Below are 20118 nucleotides of genomic sequence, written 5' to 3' on the forward strand. Positions count from 1 at the left end.
ATAAGCCGAAACCCCACGGACCACTGGACGCCTCATAGGCGGCAGTATAGTATGCCGCAACATGCACACCTGTAATCGGTGAGCCTATGCCCAAACTTCGATATTCCAAATTTGCTCTGGTCGCGGCCCTTTCTGTGGGCATGGCGGCCCTTTTGGCGTGTCTGCTGTTCTGGGTAAATGGCTGGAACCCCGCCCTTGCTGGTTCGCTCAACCTGCAACCACGCGCAGCCATTGGCAATGCCGAGGTTTCCGAGCCGCCAGCCGTGTCTTCCGCCGCTGTGGAAAATAATGCAGCGCTTCCTCCTGCTGCACCTGATCAGGCGAGCACGGGGGCAGAACAGAACGACAATACTGGGGCAAACGCTGCTTTGCCCCCTGCTGATCAGCAATCAGCGCAGCAGCCAGTGCTGCAACCGGTGCAGCAGTCGGGGCTGCAATCGGGCCAGCAATCTGGCCCCCAGGCAGTCCAGCAGGCAGGCGCTGATTCCAGCGTTCAACCTCTGACGGACGCTGATAACGCAGATCAGCCTCCATCCCCTGAATCATCGCAACAAACTGGAAAATCAAATTCTTCCGCCGTAGCCAATGGCCCTGCCAAGGCCGCGGTACCGGATGCCGCAAAAGGCGCGGCGCAATCCACAGCACAGCACGCAACGCCTGCTCATGATTCCAAGATACAGCTTTTCGGCACTGTGGAGTTCAAACGTCCCTTATCCACTCTGCCGGGCTGGCTTGACCTGCTCAAGCGCAACCAGATGGATCCCATATTCATACCCGGCAAGGTGTTCAAAAAGGGCGTTACCTGGGATACGTTCAAGGCAAAAGCCCCGGTGAACAACAAGATGGAGCTGCTGCGCTACGTAAACTCTTTCTGGAATACGTGGCCCTATGTGGAAGACATCGTCAACTGGCGGCAGGAAGACTATTGGGAAATTCCGGCGGAGTTTCTGAAAAAGTCTGGCGACTGCGAAGACTATTCCATTATCAAGTATTTTACTCTTAAGGAATTGGGCATTCCGCCCGAAAGCATGCGTGTTGTGGTTGTGCGCGACACAATCAGAAATTTTGCCCATGCTGTACTGGTCGTATACCTGAACGACGATGCCTTTATTCTGGATAATCTCAGTAATTCAGTGCTTTCGCACACCAAGGTGCGGCAGTACAGCCCGCAGTATTCTGTCAATGAATTCGGTCGATGGGCCCATATGAAGGGCCGCAAGATAGACTAAAGCCGCCGCAGGCATGCGGCATGCAACGCGCAGCCCAACCCCTTGCTGGGGCGGGTTTTCACCGCAAACGGTACGTTAATGCGCAATGTACTATAGGATAAGCCTATGAAAACGCAGGAACTTAATGAGCAGTCCGTTGCTGGTCGCTATCGTCTGAAAAAAGCCGCCGTGGCTGCTGTCAGCCTGTCGCTTTTTGCTGTGGCGGCGGCTGTTGCCTATGGCCTCTGCACCTTGCAGCTCAAGAACGTTACGCAGGATATTCTGAATAACCAGCGTGAAATGCAGCAGTCGTGGGTGGATAAGTCGCTGGAATCCATCCGCGCGTGGCATGCAACTGTTGTTGAGCAGGCGCGGCTGGTAAGCAGCGCGGAGATGTTCCGCCTGTTCGCCGTGGATGTGCGCAACCTTGGCTCCGATGGCGAGGCGCGCCTTTCCGCCCCTGATGCCATGGAAAACGGCGATGAATCGCTGCGTAATCTTGCCGAGCAGATGGGCTATATGCAGGATCTGCTGCGGGACTTTGCGCGCGGCAAAAACTGGGTTTCTGCCCGGATTGTTTCGCCCAAGGGCAACCCTTTTGTGGTGAGCAAAGGGGATGCACCCCTTGGCGAGGCCCAGGTTGGCCTTGTGACCAGCGCCGTGGACAGGAAAACTGTTGTTTTTGGCCCTGTGCGCGTTCTTGGCGACTCAATGGTCATTGATCTGGCCGATCCCATGTACGAGGTGTTGGGCCGGGGCGAGAGCGTCCCCGTTGCCGTGCTTTTTGCTACGCTTCCTGTGGACAGGGTGCTGACGGCATTTCTTGCCCAGCGGCAGGATCAGTACGGCGGATTGCTGCCGCGCATTTTGCAGGCCGGTGGCAGCGGCACAGAGGCCGTGCTGCTGCGTGATGCCAAGCCTGTGCTTGAGCCGGTGCAGCACGTAGCTCTGGCTGACGGCCTTGGTTTCAAGCTTCGGCAGGGGCTTGTGGGCGGCGGCGAGGCCTATTCCCTCGGCAGCTACATGAACAGTCTGGGCTGGCTTGTGACCATTGAAGCTCCGGCAGATATGGTTGATGCGCTGGTGGAAAGCCAGGCAAAGCAGATATACGGCCTGGGCATCCTTGGCAGCCTTGGCACGGCGCTTTTGCTGGCCTTTATCTGGGCTTCGCTGGTGAGCCGCTCACACAGGGCCACTGCCCAGCATTTCAAGCATCTGTACACGCTTATCCGCCAGCAGAAGATCATGCTCGACAGCGTCAACGCCTCATTGCAGGCCGGACTAATGCTCATGGACAAAAATGGTCGCTTGCAGATGTGCAACCCGGCCTTCTGCCAGATGGCCGGCAAGGACGAGGATTCCCTCAAGGGAACCCCCGTGGGCCAGGCCCTGCCAGAAGATGCCGCCCTTCGGCTCATGGAGGGCATGGCCCAGGTGAGCGCCAGCGGCAAGGAAGGCAGCATCGAGATTTCTGTTCCCCAACCCGGGGATGTGCGCCTTTTCCGCGTGACCCTGTTTCCCTTTGAAGATCATGACAACTCAGGGGAAGAAGGCAAGGGCGGCTGCGTGGGCATTTTTCAGGATATTACGGAATTCCGTCGCCGTGCGGAGGCCGCGCGTGAACGTCAGGCCAACAGTATTGCCGCCCTTGTGCGGGCCATTGAAAGTGTGGATGTGAACCTCATCGGACACTCCATGAAGATGGAGCATGTGGCAGACCTGCTCTCCGGCGCCATGAGCCTGCCCGACAAGGACAGGGAAACCCTGCGGCTCGCGGCCCGCCTTTCGCAGGTTGGCAAGATATTTGTGCCGCGTGAGCTGCTCACCAAGAAGGGCAAGCTTACCCCCGAGGAACAGGCGGAGGTTATGCGCGCGCCGGAATATGCCTATGGCATCCTGCGCGACATGCAGTTCAACCTGCCGGTGCCGGACGCTGTCTTCCAGATGGGCGAACGCATGGATGGCACGGGCCTGCCCCAGCATCTGGCCGGGGAGGCCATCAATCACAATGCGCGCATTCTGGCCGTGGTCAACGCATTCTGCGCCATGGTCAGCCCCCGTTCCTACCGCGCGGGCATGCAGCCCGGAGAAGCCGTGGCCCTGCTCATGAAGGACAAGGGTTTTGACAGCCAGATCGTCAGCGCTCTGGCCAATGTTGCCGCTTCAGATTTGCAGCAGGCCATTGCCACAGCCGATGCGGCCAGCAAAAAATCTGCTCCTGCCGTAGAACCTGTCGCCTCCGAATAGAGAGCAGTGCGGCATGACGGGCGCAGTGCAACAGCCGACGGTGCAACCGGGCGGCTCTGAAAAGATCGACGTGGCGATGAATATTTTCGCCAAGCCGTATCAGACAGCGCTCTCTGTTCTGTCGTTGCTCAAGCACAGCGGCAATAATGTGGGCAATGTCTGGTTGCAGTTTGAACCGTATGGCTCGCAGTATGACATAGTCAGCCCCTATGCGCTGGTGCAGTATCTGGGCAGCCAGATAGGGGAGAGGTGCCGGGTTTTTCAGCCCGACTACTGGCTTGATCTTAATGCCGCGGACCCGGCGCGCTTTGCCGATGATGCCTACCGCTACGGCATTCGCTACCAGTACGCCTTTGAGCACAGCACGAGCCGCAGGCTGTTTCTCATGCACAATGATATAGTTGTGCTCAAGGATGTGCTTGGCTATCTGGGCGGCCTCATGGGCGATGCCGTGGCTGTGGGCCATCTTGGCCAATGCTGGAACTGCCCGGCCCATGTGGCTGAGTTGACGCATGAGGTTATGGGCTGCGAACCGTGCGGGCCAGAGTGGTACTTGGATTTTCGGCCTGATTACAGCCAGTTGCAGCAGCTTTATGCGCTGGCGCACCAGAGGGGTATTTTTGCAAGGCCGTATGATCGTGGCTTTGCAGGCATTTTTGATGTCCAGCCCTGGCCCCTGCCGGAATGCCGCGTCAATGAATGGGCCTGCCTGCTTGATCTGGAAAAAACGCGATCCCTGTGTGTGCCGCACGGCCCGGTATTGTCGCCTGGGGCATACAGGCAGTGCGGGCCGGTTTGCCTTGATATTGGCGTGGAGTGGTTCCGTGGGGTGCATGCGCGCGGCATGACTGCCCGGCATGCCGATCTTTCCCGCCACCTCAGGCATTGGGTAGGCACGGGTAAGGTAACGGCCCGGCTGTATGCTCTGGCGGAAGAAAATGCCCTCAAGATATTGTTGACCACCTTCCCCGAGTACTGCGACTGGCTGCGCGGCACCATCGGCAACAAGCCGCTCGGTGTGAGCGACAGAGGCCGATAGTTTTTCCGCATTTGTGGAATCCCTTTTCTCTCCTTTCCTGGCTTTACTTTCATGCTCGCACGGCAGGCTTGTTTGCAACGTGAAAAGGCGTCGACCAAATGGCCGACGCCCGACACGGGAAAGAAAGGTTTGCAGCGCTATCCCCAACGCTGGGAGGGTCTTGCGGCCCCCCGGCCCTCTTTCTACTGCAATCTCTGTTTTACCGCTTCATGCCGATAACGGTTTCCAGCATGGTGTCCACCGTGGTGATGGTCTTGGAGTTGGCCTGGAAGCCACGCTGTGTTGCAATCATCTGCACAAACTCGCGCGACATGTCCACGTTGGACTGTTCAATATTGTAGGCCTTTGTGCTGCCAAAGCCATTATCGCCTGCAACGCCCTGCCTGGCAAATCCAGATTCTTTTGTTTCAGAATAAAGATTGTTTCCTTCCCTGTACAAACCTTGCAGGTTGTCAAAATCATACAGAGAAATCTGATACAGAGCCAAGGTCTGATTGTTATCATATTTGCCGTAAAGTATGCCGTTAGCGTCAATGTTGAAGTTGTTAAGTACGCCTGATGCATACCCATCAGCTTTTGATGACTGCACAAGTGAACTGCCGCTTGTCACGACGGAGGCACCGGTTCTGCGCGTGGTTGAAGACATGGTGCACGCAGCGGTATTGTAGTCAATAGTGCCCTGGGTGGCAGGCGCAACCGGGGGGACAACTTTTAAATCATCCAACGTCTTGGTGGAATTGTTCCACGGTGTGGCACTTGTATCCCTCAGGCCCAGATCCATCTCAATGATACTTTTCTCAGAGAGGCTGTGATTGCTGCCGCCGTAGGATGAAACCTCGGATACGCTGTTGCTGAGGGCCGCGCCTGAGAAGTTGGCGTTGAACACAGGCAGGCCATTGTTGGAAATCTTGGTCGGTTGCCATGACGTGGAAAGCGTAGGATCAAGGGCGCACTGCATATCAGCGGTAGCGGTATCCTGTGCGCCATACGTATAGGCAGTCTGGTTAACCAGCTGCCCACTGACGTTGAAGATCAACTGCCCGGTCATAAGCATGCCAGCCTTTTGGGTGCCCTGAAATGTCTTGCTGTCTGCCGGAAGAATCGGATTGCCAGAAGAATCGTACGTCACCGGCGTGGTGCCGCCATATGTCCGGTTGTCTTCTGACGGAGGAATCGTCACAATGTATTCGTACACTGTGTAGCCGGAAGGCAGGTTATCAATTTTGTACGAGCTGTTGCTGGTGTCAACCTTGTCGTAGTAGACCGTGAGCTGGTGCTTTGTACCACCCTCGTCATAGACGGTAATGGGGGAACTGGCTGCATATGCAGTGTCGGCCAGCGGCGTCGCCTTGGAGCCGTCCCACTGGTCGAACAGCGCTGTCATGGGGCTGGTGGTACTGGTCGTTTTGTCAGTGCCGACATCGTTCGACAACTGCATGGTGAACGAAACGCTCTGCGTGAGCTTGGGCGGAAGATTCCAGTTGTCAAGCACAATATCCGTGGGTGAACCAGTGCCCTTGTATGGGGTTGTTGAGGCCGAACTGCTGGTCGTTGTAGAGCCAGAGTTGAAAATAACAGAAGAACTGTTATTGTCTACTTTCCATCCCTGCAGAATCATACCCTGAGGATTTTGCAACTCGCGATTGTTATTGAAATAGAAATCGCCGGCGCGGGTGTAGTACGCCTGCTCACTGTCTGGCTGGCGAACTTTGAAGTACCCGTTGCCAGAAATGGCAAGGTCTGATCCTGAGTTGGTGGATTCAAGAGAACCCTGCGAGTAGTCGCCGAGCACCGCGTAGGTGCTGACGCCCTGGCCAATCTGGGTGGTGCCGCTGACGCTGCCGCCATCGGTGTAAAGATAGTCGCTGAAGTCCGCGCGCTGGCCCTTGTAAGCCAGGGTGCTGACGTTGGCGATATTGTTGCCGACGACGTTCATTTTGTTTCCGTGCGCCATAAGGCCGGAAACGCCTGCCCACATGCTTGATGAGAGACTCATATCTTCCTCCGTGTCTTGGGATAGGGGATATTTTTTTCGGGTAGTGCAGTGGGGACTGCCTGCCCTTTGTTACATCTGTACTGTTAACCCGTTGTCGTGCCCGAACCGGACGTGCTCGTGCTGGCGGTCGGCTGTGTGACCTGCCGCACTTTTGAAAGCTCCATCAACTGACCGCCATCAAGCCCCAGATACACTGTGCCATTGTCGTTGACCACGCCCGTAACCCTGGCGTCCACCACCTGGTCGGCAAGCACAGCCTCGCCGCTGGCGTTGAGCAGGGACAAGTTGACCGTGTACACGCCATCCGGGGCAACTGTTCCGGCGCCGTTCTTGCCGCTCCAGTTGAACTCGTAGGTGGTTCCGGCTGCCTTGGGCGCCAGAGTTTCCGTGTAGATGACGTTGTTTTCGGCATCCCGCACCGTGATGGTGCCGCTGGCAACGGCATCGCTGGGCGCGTAACGAAACTTGGTTATGGATGTCGTATTTGCGGTTGCGTCCGTAACCTTGCCTATACTGTTGCCAGAGACGGTCACTTCCTTGCCGATGTACGACGTGGCGTTGATCATCTGCTGGTTGTTGGTGGCAGTAGTCAGCGAACCCATGCTGGTATTCAGGTTGATGAGTTGTTCAAGGCTGGAGAACTGCGCCATCTGGGAGACAAATTCCTTGTCGTCCATAGGGTTCAGCGGATCCTGATACTTGAACTGCGTCACCAGAAGCAGCATAAAGGCGTTTTTATCAAGGTTAGCGCCACCATTCTGCTTGCCGACAACGGCATTGAACTCGTTGTTCGCCTGGGTGATAGCGGATGCTACGCTGCTGGCCATACTTCATTCTCCTCACGGCCCGGTTCAGGCAACCACGTTGAGGTTGCTGGTGGTATATCTTGCCGTGTTGCCAAGAGAATGCACAGGCTGTTCCAAAGTTGAAATATTCATATTTAAGCTGGAATTTCGCACTGTTGCAAGATTTTTCAGCCGGGAAAGTTCTTCCCTGCGGGCATCTTCTTCCTGCCGGGAGTTGTGCTGGTTGAAATCCTGCCAGGATGCGTTGTTCTGCTCCTGCTGCGTTTCCTGCCGCACTTCGAGCTTGTCTACCTTGAGGCCTTGCTGCTCAAGATTCATGCGGATTGCATCCACCTGACGGCTGATCATGTCGTTGGTTTCCGACTTTTCAGAGCGGATCACCGCGCTGACTTCGCCATTGCGTACAGAAAGGGAAACCGTGATGGCCCCCAGCTCCTGCGGATTGAGTTGCAGGTCAAGCCGGGTGCCGCCGCCCTTGACGGTTGAAAGCATGCCCTGTTCAACCTGCTGCGCCACCTGCCGCCCGATGGGGGCAGCGGCTGAGAGATCCTGTACGTCAGAGGTGTTCTGTACCGCATGGGCAGCTTGCATGGCCTGCGCTGCCGCGTAGGCGGGAGTGGAGCCGTGCCCTGTAACCGTAGCGGATTGCGTGTCTACCTTGCTCAGCAGATCTCCCCACGCAGACTTACCCTTTTGATCCTTGTCAGATTCGTTCCCGGAATTGCTGTCGGCATTCTTCTGCCCCTTGTCGTCCAGAGCGGCGGTCTGCTGCGTGGCAGACTGCGCGTGAATCTGATTGGCGGTATTTTGGGGCGATTGGATATTCGTCTGTGCGCCTGTCTGGGGCTCTGCCTGCGAGCTTGTGCGAGAGGCTGCCTGCGTGCCAGCCTGCTGCTGCGCCTGTGTGCCAGCCTGCTGCTGCGCCTGTGTGCCAGCCTGCTGCTGCGCCTGTGTGTTTGACCGCTGCGCGGCTGTGCTGTCGGCAGTTCTTTCTGCTGGCATGCGCTGGGTCACTGTGGCCTTGTTTTCGGATGCGGTATGATCGCCCTCATGCTTTGTGGCGGTCGCATCCTTGCCTATGGCTTCGCTCTGCGCAGCGATCTTGATATCGCCTGGCTCGGCCTTCTGGCCTGCTTCAAGGGTTTCACCAAGAATATTGCTGCTTTTTTTCTGAACGGTTTTGTCAATGAGAGTCTTGCTCTGTTGCACCGTGCGGTCGCGCAGCGAACTGGCCTGCTTCTCTTTTTCCGTACGCGCCCGCGCCTTGCTGATGATGGGCTGCAACGTGGTTTTGAGGGCAGTATCAAGTGTTTTTTGCGCTGCGGCCTGCGTGGTGAAAAAATCTGTCACCGGAGCCATGAAGGTGCTGAACTGCTCATTCAGGCAGGTGATGGAGGCGTTGTTGCCAAAGCTGTTGGCCAGGGTTTGCAGGTTGGCAGTGCCAAGCCCAAGGCCACGCCCGAGCGAAATGGCCTCGCCCTGGCTCACTTCAAGGGTGCCAGCCGGGTCAAGCTTGCTCACAAAGGCCGATATGGTGTTGAATGCCTGCTGCGTGTTGCCCTGCAACATCATGGCCTGAACATTGGTATCCAGAACGCCAGAGGGATCAATTTTTTTAAGCAGCGAGGTGATGTTGGCCTTGTCCTCATCAGTAAGAACAGGGATGTCGCCGCCGCCCTTAACGCTGGCAGTTATCTGCGCGAGGGTTGCGCCGTCAGGCATTTCTGCCAGGGCCGCAAGCTTGGCAAGGCTTTCTGGCGCAGCGCCAGCCTTGATGAGCTTGCTGTGCATGTCCTGCACTTCCTGCTTGGTAAAGCAGACTTCGTTCAGCGTGTAGGTGACGCCGTTGCTGGTGTTGCGCGAATACGGGCTTTGCACCTGCGCGGCAGCTCTGGCTGTAGGCACAAAAGGAGTACTGGGCTTGGATTCTGACTTGCCCTCAAAAACTTCGGCAGATGCGTCAGCCTCGTCAACGGCCTTCAGACTGGAGTTGAGGGCGTCCATAAAGGAAGACGTCCGCTCGTCATTGGGGCGGTTGTTTGTGGCGGCGTTCCAAAGCGTTTGGTTAGTGCTTACGCTTGTGGGAATAATCTGCATGGTTCACTCCTTGCGCTCTAAGCTATACAAGGAGTGTTCCAAAACTGTTGGTCTAATTAATTCAATGTGTTATGTTGATATGAGCTGTGGGAAAAGGGCAATACTTGCCGAATCCGGGGTATGCTAGGAGGCAGGATTGGCAAAAAGCGGAGCCAGGGCGGCAAGCCTGTGCACTGCTGTGCGCCAGCCCTGCTCGCTGAAACCTTCATTTTGCAGAAACATGTGCAGATGCCCGGTGAACAGGCGTATCATGCCGGGCTGGACGCGCCAGAAATCATCGGGCAGGGGGGTGCGCTGTTTCAGATGATCGCCGCACAGGGCGCAAAGCTGGGCAATGCGGGCGGCAAGACTCTCAGCAAGCGCGGGATGTTCCGCATGGAGGCGTGTCAGCCGCTGGCGCAGCAGGGCTTGCTGGCCCGAATCGTACAGAAAAAGAAAGGCCGCCTGCCATACGTCTTCGAGCTGGGGCCGACAGGAATTGCCGCGTGGCTCAGGGTAAGATTTCAAGGTATGCAGGCCAAGGGCGTCGCGCCCGGTTCGGTAAAGCGTAAGACCATTGCCTGGGGCGTTGCAGCAGGGCTTGCCTGTGGCAAGTTCCTGGTGAATTTGCAGCGCAAGCTGGGCTACAGAAGCGGGCATAAAGGCCTGTTTGCAAAAAAGGCGGCTGCGTCTGCACTGCCAGCAGCCCACGCAGCTCATGGCGGCGCGCAGTACCCATTGGCCGGGTGCAGATGGGCCTGTTTCGCGGGCGTGTACCGGCCCCATCGAGAGATTGAGCACAGGCGCGCCAAGGTAATCGGCAAGGTGCATGGGGCCGGTGTCAGGCGTTATGCACAGGTCAAGCGTGCCCATGAGAGCCGCAACTTCGCGCAGGGCAAGCTTGCCGCACAGGTTTGCCTGCGCGAGGCCGGAACGCCGCGCCACTTCATCACCCAGTTCCTGTTCGGCCTTGCCACCCAGAAAAACCGGGGCCAGATCCGCCGCAGCAAGGCGCATGGCAAGCCGTGCCCAGAAGGCCGCATCCGGTCTTTTGGCTGCCTCACTGGCGCCCAGAACCAGCCCAACGCGGCGCGTTCCCGCTGGCTTGGGGCGCGAATGCCCCACAACGGCGAGGTCGGGAGTGGGGGAAAGATCCAGCAGGTGCAGGTCGGCCCAGTGAAAGGCATTGGCGTGGTTATTCTGCGTCAGGGCCGCGCGGTACAACTGCCAGAAACCCTGAACGCGCAGTCCATCCCTTTCGGCCACAGGCCCAAGCTTGAAGGGGGATTCAAGCCTCGCCATGAGCTGGGCAGCAACCGGACTGCTGCTCAGATTGATCGCCGCCGCGTAGGTATGGCGGGCAAGCTCTGCGCAGTGCGAAGGGGGAAAAAATACGGCATCCGGCGCCAGGGGCATGAGTTGCTGAAAAAATGCCGGTTCAGCCACCACCCACAGGGGATTGTGGGGCCAGAGCTGGTGCAGGCGGATAAGCAGTGGAAAGGTGAGTATCAGGTCACCCATGCGGTGCAGTTGCAGCACCAGAATCGGGTCAGCAGCCATTATCAGCCCCGGACGGCCTGACGGGCCGCAGGTGTGCCGTAGACCTCGCGCATGCGTTCCAGCATGGTTTGCAGCCTGTGTTGCCATGTGTGGCAGGAAAGCACGCGCTGCCGGGCCGCCTGAGTAATGCGGCGGCGCTCTGTTGGGCGGGCGAGGTAGTGGCGCGCCAGTTCAGGGGCTTCATCCGGCTCATGGTAGCAGACGATTTCGTGCGGCTCAAAAAGCTGCTCCATCTGCTCGCGCCAGTCGGTAAGTACAAAACTGCCTGCGGCGGGCACGTCAAATACCCTCTGGTTGACCGCGCCCTTCATCTGCTTGCTGGTGCAGTTGAAGTTGATGGCCGAATGCCCGTAAAAGAGGGGCAGTTCCGTGTAATAGCTCAGGGCGTCCAGATAGCGGGGTTGCAGCGGCTCGTGGCGAAATTCCACCTTCTGCCAGCCTGCATCGCCCACAATAAGCGGGCGCAAGGGCAGCAGACGCCGCACACAGCCATTACGGTACAAACGGGTGGCCTGCCAGGTGACGGCTGTTTCATAGGCCAGCTTGGCTTCGTTGTCCGGCAGGGCCTGATAGTGCGCATAGGCTTCTGGCTGGCAGTCGCGCAGAAAATCAGCAACCGAGCGGTGGTGGCAGTCCATGAACTCCTGGGCCACAGCGTAAAAGGAGAGCAGCAGCGGGCGGGGAAAATGCCCATTTTTCAGTCTGCCGCCAACCTTGTAGACCATGGAATTGCCCACAAAGGAGATGTCTGCCTTCCATGCGGCTGGTGCGGATGCTCCCTTGGAGGGGTGGAAGCGATCCGGGTCTGTGCCCAGTGGCAGGTAGAACACATGCTCAAAACCCGCCGCATGCAGGGACGAAATATTGTCGGAATCCCAGGTGAACAGGGTCGTCCAGGGGCTGACGCAGCGGGAGTAGAGATGGATGATAAGATGCGGATTATCCACAAACCAGGAAGCCAGTGGCAGCTGCAACCGCGCCAGCAGGTCCATGAGCACGCCCTCTACATCCACGCCCATATGGTTGAGCGTAATGCAGCAGTCAGGCCTGAAAGAGACCACGGCTTCCAGCAGTTGCTGCACAAAATCCGCGCGGGCCACGGCTTCATCGCGAATGACCACCAGCTTGTATTCAATGCCCAGCTTGCGGCATGCGCCCTCGATTTCACCCATAAGGAAGTATTTGCTGGTCAGCAGCAGCACGCGGGGGCTTGCATCGGCAAAGCGCGGCCCTGCGGCGCGGCTCCAGAAGTCAAACCTGGCGCTGGCGAGCAGCTCTTTTTGCAAGGAACCGTAATACTCGCGGTCAAGGCGCAGATAAAAGGGCAGGGCCAGAGGCAGCAGACGCAGACCGCCGTGAAGCATCTGCCAGTGGGTCAGCTCTGTAAGGGCATCCTGATGGCTTGGGCTGGTGATGAGCGTAACGCGTTCACGCTGGTCGGGCTGCAGGCTTTGCAGCACGCCTGTGATGGCCTGAAGCCCGGCTTCCTTTTCCACCACGGCCACAGGCACGTCAACGCACTGCAACATCTGGCGCAGTGCATGCCCAAGGCCGCAGCCCAGCAGAACCGGCAGACAATCGCGCTGCAATTCCTGCATCTGGCCGGTTACAACTGCGGTTTCACGCTCAGCGCCGCCGGGGCGCAGCATGTGAAAAACACGCTCGCCCAGCCTGACTTCAATATCGTCTGGTATTCCGGATTGTTGTGAATTCTGGCCCAGATATGCGGAATGCGCGGAATACACCGCCGTAAAATGCGGCGTTTCAGTCTGCTTCGTCATTTGGGGCTCATCTGCGAGGGCTGCATGGGCTCCGCAATGATTTCGTTGTCCACCAGGCGGAACAGCGTGCACTTATACATCTGTTCAACAACCATAAACGCGCGTCCGATGGAAATTTCCACACCGGGGTATACGGTGCCCTGGCAGAGCAGACGGCAGTTCTGCATGTAGTTTTCGTCCTGAGCCAGTCTGCTCCACAGTTCGTCGCGTCTGTTGATGAGTTGCCGACGCTGTAGCCGCAGGGCTTGCAGCTTGCGGGATGCATCGTTCGTTTCAGGCGGCAGATGCCCGGCAATGGCATTGAGGTGGGTGATGGTTTGCGACAACTGGGCGATAATTTTGTCGATTTTTTCCAGCTGGCGGATGCTCAAGGGGTCGTACCCCAAATAAACCTTGGTGCTCAGAGCCGCCTTGTTGCCAAGCTGGCCGCCAACATAAACGCTGCCGTAGGCATTGGTTGTGCCGCCGTAGAGCTTGTCGCGCACAACCATGTTGCTGCCAGCGTATACGGTGCTGTACAAGCAGGTTTTTTCAATAACCATGTTGCCGCGCGCGCGGGCATCGACGCTTTCCAGAAAGGGAGTCATGAGCTTGTCGCCGGCATCAACCTTGCTGTGCTTGCCAGCGCCGCCCCGCACCCCGCCATCAATCATGAGATCGCGCCGGGCGCGCACAACGCCGCCTTCAACCATGCCCATGATGCGCACGTTGTTGCCCTGAACGGAAAACCCGGCGCGCACGGAACCGTGCACAGCCATATCACCCACAAAAAAGATGTTGCCGGTCTGAAAGCTCACGTCCTGGCGCACGTTGAGCAGGGTTTTTACGGTAATTTTGCCGTTAAGGTAAAAAACATAGCCCTTGGCGGCGGCAAGCAGATAGTTGGGATAGCGCGGATCTACGCGGGTGTTGCCGCCCATGGGGAAGGCGTCATTTTCAAGTATGAAGCGCTGGTCAACCTTGGGCCCTGCTGCGTCCAGAGGTACAAGCTCAGCCAGCACCTGTCCGGCGATAACATTCTGGACGTAGCCCAGACTGTATACATCGGACTTCCCATTATCTCCACTCGGTTTGAGATTGAGATAATCGAAATCGGGATTGAAGTAATGCCTCAGATAGTATTGCACCATGCACCATCCGTCGGGCTGAAGGGCAAAACCCCGTGATATTGTTACTCAGCAGTATCGGGAATATAGCCTTTCAGTTCATCTTCGCTCTCGAATGTGGGGAAAAATCCCTCGATCTCGGCTTTGCGCAGCAATTCGGCCACGTGTGGCGCGGGCATCAGCAGAACAAGCCTTCGCCCCCGGCCCCGGCCCTTGGTGCTGGCGCTTACCAGCACTCCCAGCCCGGAAGTATCCACCTTTTCAACGTGGCTCAGATCAAGCACCACCTGGCGAATATTAGGCGCCAGAAGATGCGCTTCAAGCAGTTTGCTGAATTCGGCCACATCGGGCAACAGAAGATTTCCAAAAAAACGCAATACCGTGACGTTGGTGTGCGATTCCGCCTTCAGCTCAAACATGGCTGTATTTCCTCCGTAAGGCAACAGGTCGCTTCAACGGGAAAACAGGTTGGCAGAGTCCAGAGATATGGTCACAGGCCCCCAGTTGCACAGGCGCACATCCATGTCCGCTCCGAAGATGCCAGACGATACGCTGACGGCGCAAGTTTCGTCAACCATTTGAACGAAATCCGTAAACATGTCTTTGGCCCAGGCGGGGTCGCCTGCATCGGTAAAGGAAGGCCTGCGTCCCTTATGGCAATCGGCGTACAGGGTAAACTGCGGCACAAATAATATCTGACCACCGATTTCATCCAATGAAAGATGAAACTTATGGGCATTTTCCCCTGTGTCGGGAAAGATGCGCAGCCCCACAAGCTTGCGGGCCATGCCTGTAAAAGCAGGGGAAGAGCGAAATTCTGGCCCGTCCTCCTGCCCAAAGGCAACAAGGGCCATGATGCCAGTGTTGATGGCCGCCACCAGACGGCCATCAACACTTACAGAAGCTTCTTTAACTCGTTGCGCAATAATCCGCATCAGGCATGGCCCACTTGGTCATCCTCGCCGTTGGCGGCAGAAGCACTGGCAGCGGCGGCAGCCCGCCGATTCTTTCTGTTGGCCATCTTTTGCTCTTCTTCTTCGCGCAGAGCACGGCGCAGAACCTTGCCCACAATGGTCTTGGGCAGTTCGTCGCGAAATTCCACAAGGCGCGGCACCTTGTAGCCAGCCAGTTTCTGGCGGCACCAGGCGATGACGTCGGCCTTGGTCAGTTCTTCATCGGGGCGGCGCACCACAAAGGCCTTGAGTATCTCGCCGCGCATCTCGTCGGTAATGCCGACAGTGACGGCTTCAAGCACCTTGGGGTGTTCCAGCAACACTTCGTCCACTTCGCGCGGGTACACGTTGTAGCCGCCCACGATGACCATGTCTTTTTTACGGTCAACTATATAAAAATACCCGTCTTCATCCATGGTGGCAAGGTCGCCTGTGTACAGCCAGCCGTTGCGCAAGGCGCTGGCGCTTTCGTCGGGCTTACGCCAGTAGCCGTGCATGACCTGCGGCCCTTGAACGATGAGTTCGCCCATCTTGCCGGGGGGCAGGGTGAGGGAGCCGCCTTCCATGTCCACAATGCGGGCATCGGTGCCGGGAACGGGCATGCCGATGGAATTGGGGCGCTGTCCTTCCTGACCAAGCGGGTTGCAATGGGTGATGGGCGAGGCTTCCGTAAGGCCATAGCCCTCCAGAATGGCAGCACCGGTGGTTTCCTGAAACTTGCGGAAGATCTCGCGCGGCAGCGGCGCGGAGCCTGAAACGCAGATTTTGATGCTGCGCAGGTCAAACTCGGCCAGATTTTTCTGTTGCAGCAGCGAGATATAGACTGAGGGCGCACCGGGAAAGACCGTGGGCTTGTACTTGGCAATAAGGCGCAGCACATCCTGCGGCACATAGCGCGGCAGAGGCAGGGTGGTGGCCGCCAGGGCGATGGGAATAATCAGGCCTGTGGTGAGGCCGTACACGTGGAAGAAGGGCAGCAGGGAAATGAAGGTGTGCTTGTCCTCTGCCTTGACGTGGATGATGTCCAGCACCTGACGGCAGTTGGTGCCCACGTTGCTGTGCGTCAGGGTAACGCCCTTGGGCAGACCCGTTGTACCGCCGGTATACTGCAACATGATGGGGTCGCGCAGTGGGTCGGCAATGGGGGCAGAATAACGCTCCGCGCCCTTGCAGAAGTGCTTCCACTCATGAACGTTCTTGTCGTCGTAGGGTACGGGTTCCTTGACGCTGCGGCTCTTTTTGAGGCGGTAGAGCCAGTTGAGCGGGAAGGAAAGGGCATCCGCAGCGCCGGTAACGATGAAATTTTTCAGGGGCAGGCGGTCGCGCAGGGCAGAAACGCGGGGCCAGAGCAGATCGAGCAGCACCATGTGCTCTGCGCCCGAATCCTGCATGTTGGCCATGATTTCTTTTTCCATATACAGAGGGTTGGTCATGACCACCACGCCCCCGGCCTTGATGATACCCCAGAAGGCCACCACGGTCTGCGGCATATTGGGCATCATCAGGGCAACTCGGTGCCCTGTCTTTACGCCGATGCGGCGTAAGCCCCCTGCAAAACGCTCCGCCTGCTCGCGCAACTGCTTGTAGGTGATGCGCGTATTCTGGAAAATGACGGCCAGTCGATTGGGATATTTGTCTGCGGCCTCATCCAGCAAGGCATAGAGCGGCTTGTTCCACACCTCGGAAGTGCGCGGAACGAAGGAGTCATAGTGGGCAAACCAGGGCCTGCTGAGTTCTGTGTTCATGTCCTTCCTTATGGTGTCGAATCGTTATGGCAGGGGAGGCGGAGCTAATCAGCGCCCCCGCGCGGTCACAACTGCATATGCCTTGATGCCTTCGGAACGCCCGGTAAAGCCCAGGTGTTCCTCTGTGGTAGCCTTGAGGTTCACGCATGATGCGGGCAACCCCATGAGCCGAGCGACGTTCTTTCTGATTTCTTCGCGGTAGGGCGCGAGTTTGGGAACCTGCGCCACTATGGTCATATCCACGTGACAGGGCGTACAGCCCGCCTCGCGCACCATGTCCAAAACCTGATGCAGCAGAATGGCGGATGAAATGCCGTCAAAACGGGGATCCTTGTCTGAAAAGTGCTGACCAATGTCGCCAAGACAGGCGCAGCCGAGCAGAGCGTCGGACAGGGCATGCAGAAGCACATCGCCGTCAGAGTGGGCCAGTACTTCGGGCGCGTTGGGAATGCTCACGCCGCCAAGGCGCATGGGGCGGCCCTGACCGTAGCGGTGCACATCATAGCCCATGCCCGTGCGGATGGAAGGAAGGGGATTTTCGTCTTGCAGCAGGTCAAGATCTTCAGGGCGGGTAATCTTCACGTTGGCAGCCTCGCCTTGTATGACGCGCACTTCAAGGCCAAGCGCCTCCAGAAGTGACGCATCGTCTGTTACGGCAAGCCCCGCCTCAACCGCGTGGGCGTGGGCAGAGAGCAGCGCTTCAAGCTGAAAGCCCTGCGGGGTCTGCACAGCCGCAAGCCCATCACGCGGCAGGGTGGCCGTCACGCGGCCATTTTCCACCGTCTTGATGGTGTCGGTAACTGATATGGCGGGGATAACGCCGGCAGCGCCCTCTGCAAGCGCCTCGCACACGCGGCGCACAAGCGCCGGGGAAAGAAAGGGACGGGCGGCATCGTGCACCAGTACGCTTGCAGGGCGCAGGGGCAGGGCGGCCAGGCCAAGGCGCACGGAATCCTGACGCAAAGGCCCGCCGCAGGCCGTAACCCATGGCAGCCCGAGATCATCGTGCCTGTGCAGGTCGGCCAAAAGTTCGCTGGCTTCGGTAAGCTGGCTGGGAGGAAAAACAAAGACAATTCCGGCCACACAGGCGCTGCGGCTCATGGCGCGGGCGGCATGCCAGAAAAGCGGCGCGCCCTGCCAGGGCAAAAACTGTTTTGCCGTGCCGCCAGCGGCATCGGCCATGCGCGTACCCTGCCCGGCAGCCAGTATGAGAGCCCAGGGTTTTGCCGCAACAGATGATGTGCCGGAACTTTCTGACATTACATACCTTGTTAACAAGTGGGAGTCGGACGATAAGCCGGGTTCTGTCATGCGGTTGCCCGCACCAGACCGTCATTCCTCTAGGGGCGCAGTTACCTGCGCCCTCAAGCAACCTACCCGGAAGGCAATGGTCGGGCCGACCACCTTCCCTATTTGGTCTTGCTCCAAACGGGGTATGCCGAGCATGCCGCGTCACCGCGGCATCTGGTGGGCTCTTACCCCACCGTTTCACCCTTACCCCGCCGCGAGGCGGGGCGGTTTGCTTTCTGTGGCGCTGTCCGAGGGTCGCCCCTCCTGGGTGTTACCCAGCGTTCTGCCCTGTGGAGCCCGGACTTTCCTCCCCGGGCCTTGCGGCCCGCAGCGACGGTCTGTCCGACTCCCACTTGTTGATCTTGTTTCCGGCGCGGCTTGCGGAACAGGCCGCGCCGGAAGTGATTTTTAGTCGGTAAGGGTCACCGGCTTCTGGGCGCACTGCGGGGCTTCTTCAATAGAGAAGTGCTCGCACCAGAAAATGAGGCGCTGGCAGTTGGGGCAGCTCAGAATCTGCTGACCGCGCTGCAATTCAATGAAAGACTGCGGCGGCACGGCAATGTGGCAACCGGAGCAGATGCCTTCTTTCACGGCAACGATGACGGGGTGCTCAAGACGCCTGCGGATGAATTCATAGCGCATGAACACGGGCTGGGGAATATTCTTGCTGGCTGAAGCACGCTTTCCGTTCAGGCCTTCAAGGGCGGCGTTGCCCTTTTGCAATTTTTCTTCAAGACCATCGCGCTTGACTTCGAGTTCGGCCTTGACGGCGGTGTAGGTCAGGTCGATTTCGGCCAGCGCGTCGTTCTGGTACTGCAGTTCCTCAAGAAGGGTCATTTTTTCTTCTTCACGGGAACGGTTGACCTTTTCCATGCTGTCCATTTCGCGCATCATGGCGTGGTATTCACGCTGATTGCCCACTGCCATGAGCTTGTTCTTGCTCTTTTTGATGCGCGCGGAGTCGTCATCAATCTCGAGCGAGAGGCGCTTTTGCTGATCCTGAAGGTGCGAAAGCTTGTCCAGAATGTAGTTGCGCTGGGTTTCGATGGCGGCAAAGCGCTGCTCAAGGGAATCAAGCTCGCTCGGGGCGCTGCTCAGGTCCTGCTTGACGGCGTGGATGGCGTCATCGACCTTCTGCAGCTCAACAAGCTGCTTGATCTGGTCAAAATATACGGCATTGCTCATGAGAGTCCTCCTGATAAAATCATGACAGGGCAACAGGGCGGAAGGGCGAGGCGGAAGGAACAAAAAACACTTCCGTCTCTGGCAGGCGCTGTTGCAGCAACCGGCTCATGCGCAGCATCATTTCTTCCTCAAGGCTGTGGTGGCCCACATCCAGAAGGCAGATTTCCGCGGCAAGCGCCGTGTGGTATTTGACATCACCGGTTATGAAAAGCTGCGCATGGGCAGCTTGCGCCGCGCCGAGCAGCGATGAACCCGAACCCGTGCAGTAGGCCACGCGGGTAATTGTTTGCGGTTCCGGCCCGCTCACTGTGGCTGTGGCAAGGGGGGCGTTGCGGGCAATGATGCCTGCAATCTGCGCCACGGTCATGGGGCTTGGCAGATCACCCGCAAGGCCGAAACCCAGCGGCAGATCATCCCCCACAGCCGGGGCCACAGGCTCCAGCACTGAAAGATTGCGTAGTTCAAGCGCACGGGCCAGCCAGCCTGCCGGGCCGTAAGCATTGACATCCAGCGAGGTATGGGCCGCGTACAGCGGTACATCGGCCTGAAACAGCAGGCGCAGCACTTCGTGGTAGTCGTCAAGCCTGTTGGGCAGCACGGCCTTGAGCAGCAGCGGATGATGGCTGAGCACAAATTGCGCGCCCCTTTCCAACGCGGAACGCACGGATGCGGGCGTTGGGTCGAGGCAGACGGCAAGCCTGGCAACATCCTGCCTGTGCGCCGCCACCTGCTGGCCCGAAACATCCCAGCCAGCGGCAGCGGCCAAGGGTGCAATTTCTTCTATCGCCTTAATAATTTCAATAGGTTGCATTGATATCACCCACCATAAAAAAAGGCACTTTCTTGCTGGTGCAGAGAAAGCGCCTCGTTGAATACGGCGTAAAAAAATGTGCAACGTGTTGTGGCAATGTCGTTTCGCACCTTGTCTGACGCGTGCGCGCAGGAAAATCCAAAGGGGGTTCAGCTCTTCGGAATCAAAGAATTTATCGAAGCCCGTGTGCTTTGTCAATAAACATTGCGCGGGAGCTGTCTGCTGCAAGGCCGCGCCATGCCCAAAATGTATACAGAAAGGGGAGGCTTAGTAAAGCCTCCCCAGAACAATCATGGCGAGAATAATCAAGGCAGC

The 20118-nt window shown here is 57.9% G+C and carries 15 protein-coding genes and 1 other RNA gene; 3 read left to right on the forward strand and 13 right to left on the reverse strand.

Annotated features, from left to right (window positions below; genetic code table 11):
• The first annotated feature begins 86 nt into the window (after nt 1–86).
• From QZ383_RS02175 to QZ383_RS02185, 3 genes are all read left to right on the forward strand, one after another.
• Nucleotides 87–1229 (forward strand): transglutaminase-like cysteine peptidase, encoded by a 1143-nt coding sequence (locus QZ383_RS02175; RefSeq protein ID WP_291442625.1) that lies wholly within the window; start codon nt 87–89, stop codon nt 1227–1229.
• A gap of 105 nt (nt 1230–1334) precedes the next feature.
• Nucleotides 1335–3455: an HD domain-containing phosphohydrolase gene (locus QZ383_RS02180; protein WP_291442627.1), complete on the forward strand. Its 2121-nt coding sequence runs from the start codon at nt 1335–1337 to the stop codon at nt 3453–3455.
• 13 nt (nt 3456–3468) lie between these two features.
• Nucleotides 3469–4494, forward strand: a complete 1026-nt coding sequence (locus QZ383_RS02185) for a hypothetical protein (RefSeq protein ID WP_291442629.1) — start codon at nt 3469–3471, stop codon at nt 4492–4494.
• Nucleotides 4495–4693: 199 nt separating this feature from the next.
• On the opposite strand, the gene QZ383_RS02190 is transcribed toward QZ383_RS02185, so the two are convergent.
• The 13 genes from QZ383_RS02190 to QZ383_RS02250 all read right to left on the reverse strand — a co-directional run bounded on the left by QZ383_RS02190 (nt 4694) and on the right by QZ383_RS02250 (nt 19803).
• Complete coding sequence (locus QZ383_RS02190) at nt 4694–6490, reverse strand: flagellar hook-basal body complex protein (RefSeq protein ID WP_291442631.1); 1797 nt, start codon at nt 6488–6490, stop codon at nt 4694–4696.
• Between the two features lie 83 nt (nt 6491–6573).
• Nucleotides 6574–7317, reverse strand: a complete 744-nt coding sequence (locus QZ383_RS02195) for a flagellar hook assembly protein FlgD (protein WP_291442633.1) — start codon at nt 7315–7317, stop codon at nt 6574–6576.
• Nucleotides 7318–7341: 24 nt separating this feature from the next.
• Nucleotides 7342–9393 carry a flagellar hook-length control protein FliK gene (locus QZ383_RS02200; protein WP_291442635.1) on the reverse strand — a complete coding sequence of 684 codons (2052 nt, stop codon included), beginning with the start codon at nt 9391–9393 and terminating at the stop codon, nt 7342–7344.
• Nucleotides 9394–9516: 123 nt separating this feature from the next.
• On the reverse strand, nt 9517–10932 hold the full coding sequence (locus QZ383_RS02205) for a glycosyltransferase family 9 protein (RefSeq protein ID WP_291442637.1): 1416 nt from the start codon (nt 10930–10932) through the stop codon (nt 9517–9519).
• Nucleotides 10933–10934: 2 nt separating this feature from the next.
• Nucleotides 10935–12713 (reverse strand): glycosyltransferase, encoded by a 1779-nt coding sequence (locus QZ383_RS02210; protein ID WP_291442638.1) that lies wholly within the window; start codon nt 12711–12713, stop codon nt 10935–10937.
• Nucleotides 12710–13843, reverse strand: a complete 1134-nt coding sequence (locus QZ383_RS02215; protein WP_291442639.1) for a FapA family protein — start codon at nt 13841–13843, stop codon at nt 12710–12712. The genes QZ383_RS02210 and QZ383_RS02215 overlap by 4 nt, the downstream gene beginning before the upstream one ends.
• A 41-nt stretch (nt 13844–13884) precedes the next feature.
• On the reverse strand, nt 13885–14238 hold the full coding sequence (locus tag QZ383_RS02220) for an STAS domain-containing protein (protein WP_291442641.1): 354 nt from the start codon (nt 14236–14238) through the stop codon (nt 13885–13887).
• Nucleotides 14239–14271: 33 nt separating this feature from the next.
• Nucleotides 14272–14754, reverse strand: coding sequence for a D-aminoacyl-tRNA deacylase (dtd, locus tag QZ383_RS02225; protein ID WP_291442642.1), 483 nt, complete (start codon nt 14752–14754; stop codon nt 14272–14274).
• Nucleotides 14754–16517: a long-chain fatty acid--CoA ligase gene (locus tag QZ383_RS02230; RefSeq protein ID WP_291442643.1), complete on the reverse strand. Its 1764-nt coding sequence runs from the start codon at nt 16515–16517 to the stop codon at nt 14754–14756. Before QZ383_RS02230 ends, dtd begins: the two co-directional genes overlap by 1 nt.
• A 48-nt stretch (nt 16518–16565) precedes the next feature.
• Nucleotides 16566–17777 (reverse strand): 2-C-methyl-D-erythritol 4-phosphate cytidylyltransferase, encoded by a 1212-nt coding sequence (ispD, locus tag QZ383_RS02235; protein WP_291442644.1) that lies wholly within the window; start codon nt 17775–17777, stop codon nt 16566–16568.
• Nucleotides 17778–17794: 17 nt separating this feature from the next.
• An RNA gene (gene rnpB, locus QZ383_RS02240) (RNase P RNA component class A) lies at nt 17795–18157 on the reverse strand.
• Nucleotides 18158–18215: 58 nt separating this feature from the next.
• Nucleotides 18216–18992: a C4-type zinc ribbon domain-containing protein gene (locus QZ383_RS02245; protein WP_291442645.1), complete on the reverse strand. Its 777-nt coding sequence runs from the start codon at nt 18990–18992 to the stop codon at nt 18216–18218.
• 19 nt (nt 18993–19011) lie between these two features.
• On the reverse strand, nt 19012–19803 hold the full coding sequence (locus QZ383_RS02250) for a Nif3-like dinuclear metal center hexameric protein (RefSeq protein WP_291442646.1): 792 nt from the start codon (nt 19801–19803) through the stop codon (nt 19012–19014).
• Nucleotides 19804–20118 lie beyond the last annotated feature (315 nt).

The sequence above is a fragment of the Desulfovibrio sp. genome (genome assembly GCF_019422935.1).
Taxonomy (GTDB): domain Bacteria; phylum Desulfobacterota; class Desulfovibrionia; order Desulfovibrionales; family Desulfovibrionaceae; genus Desulfovibrio.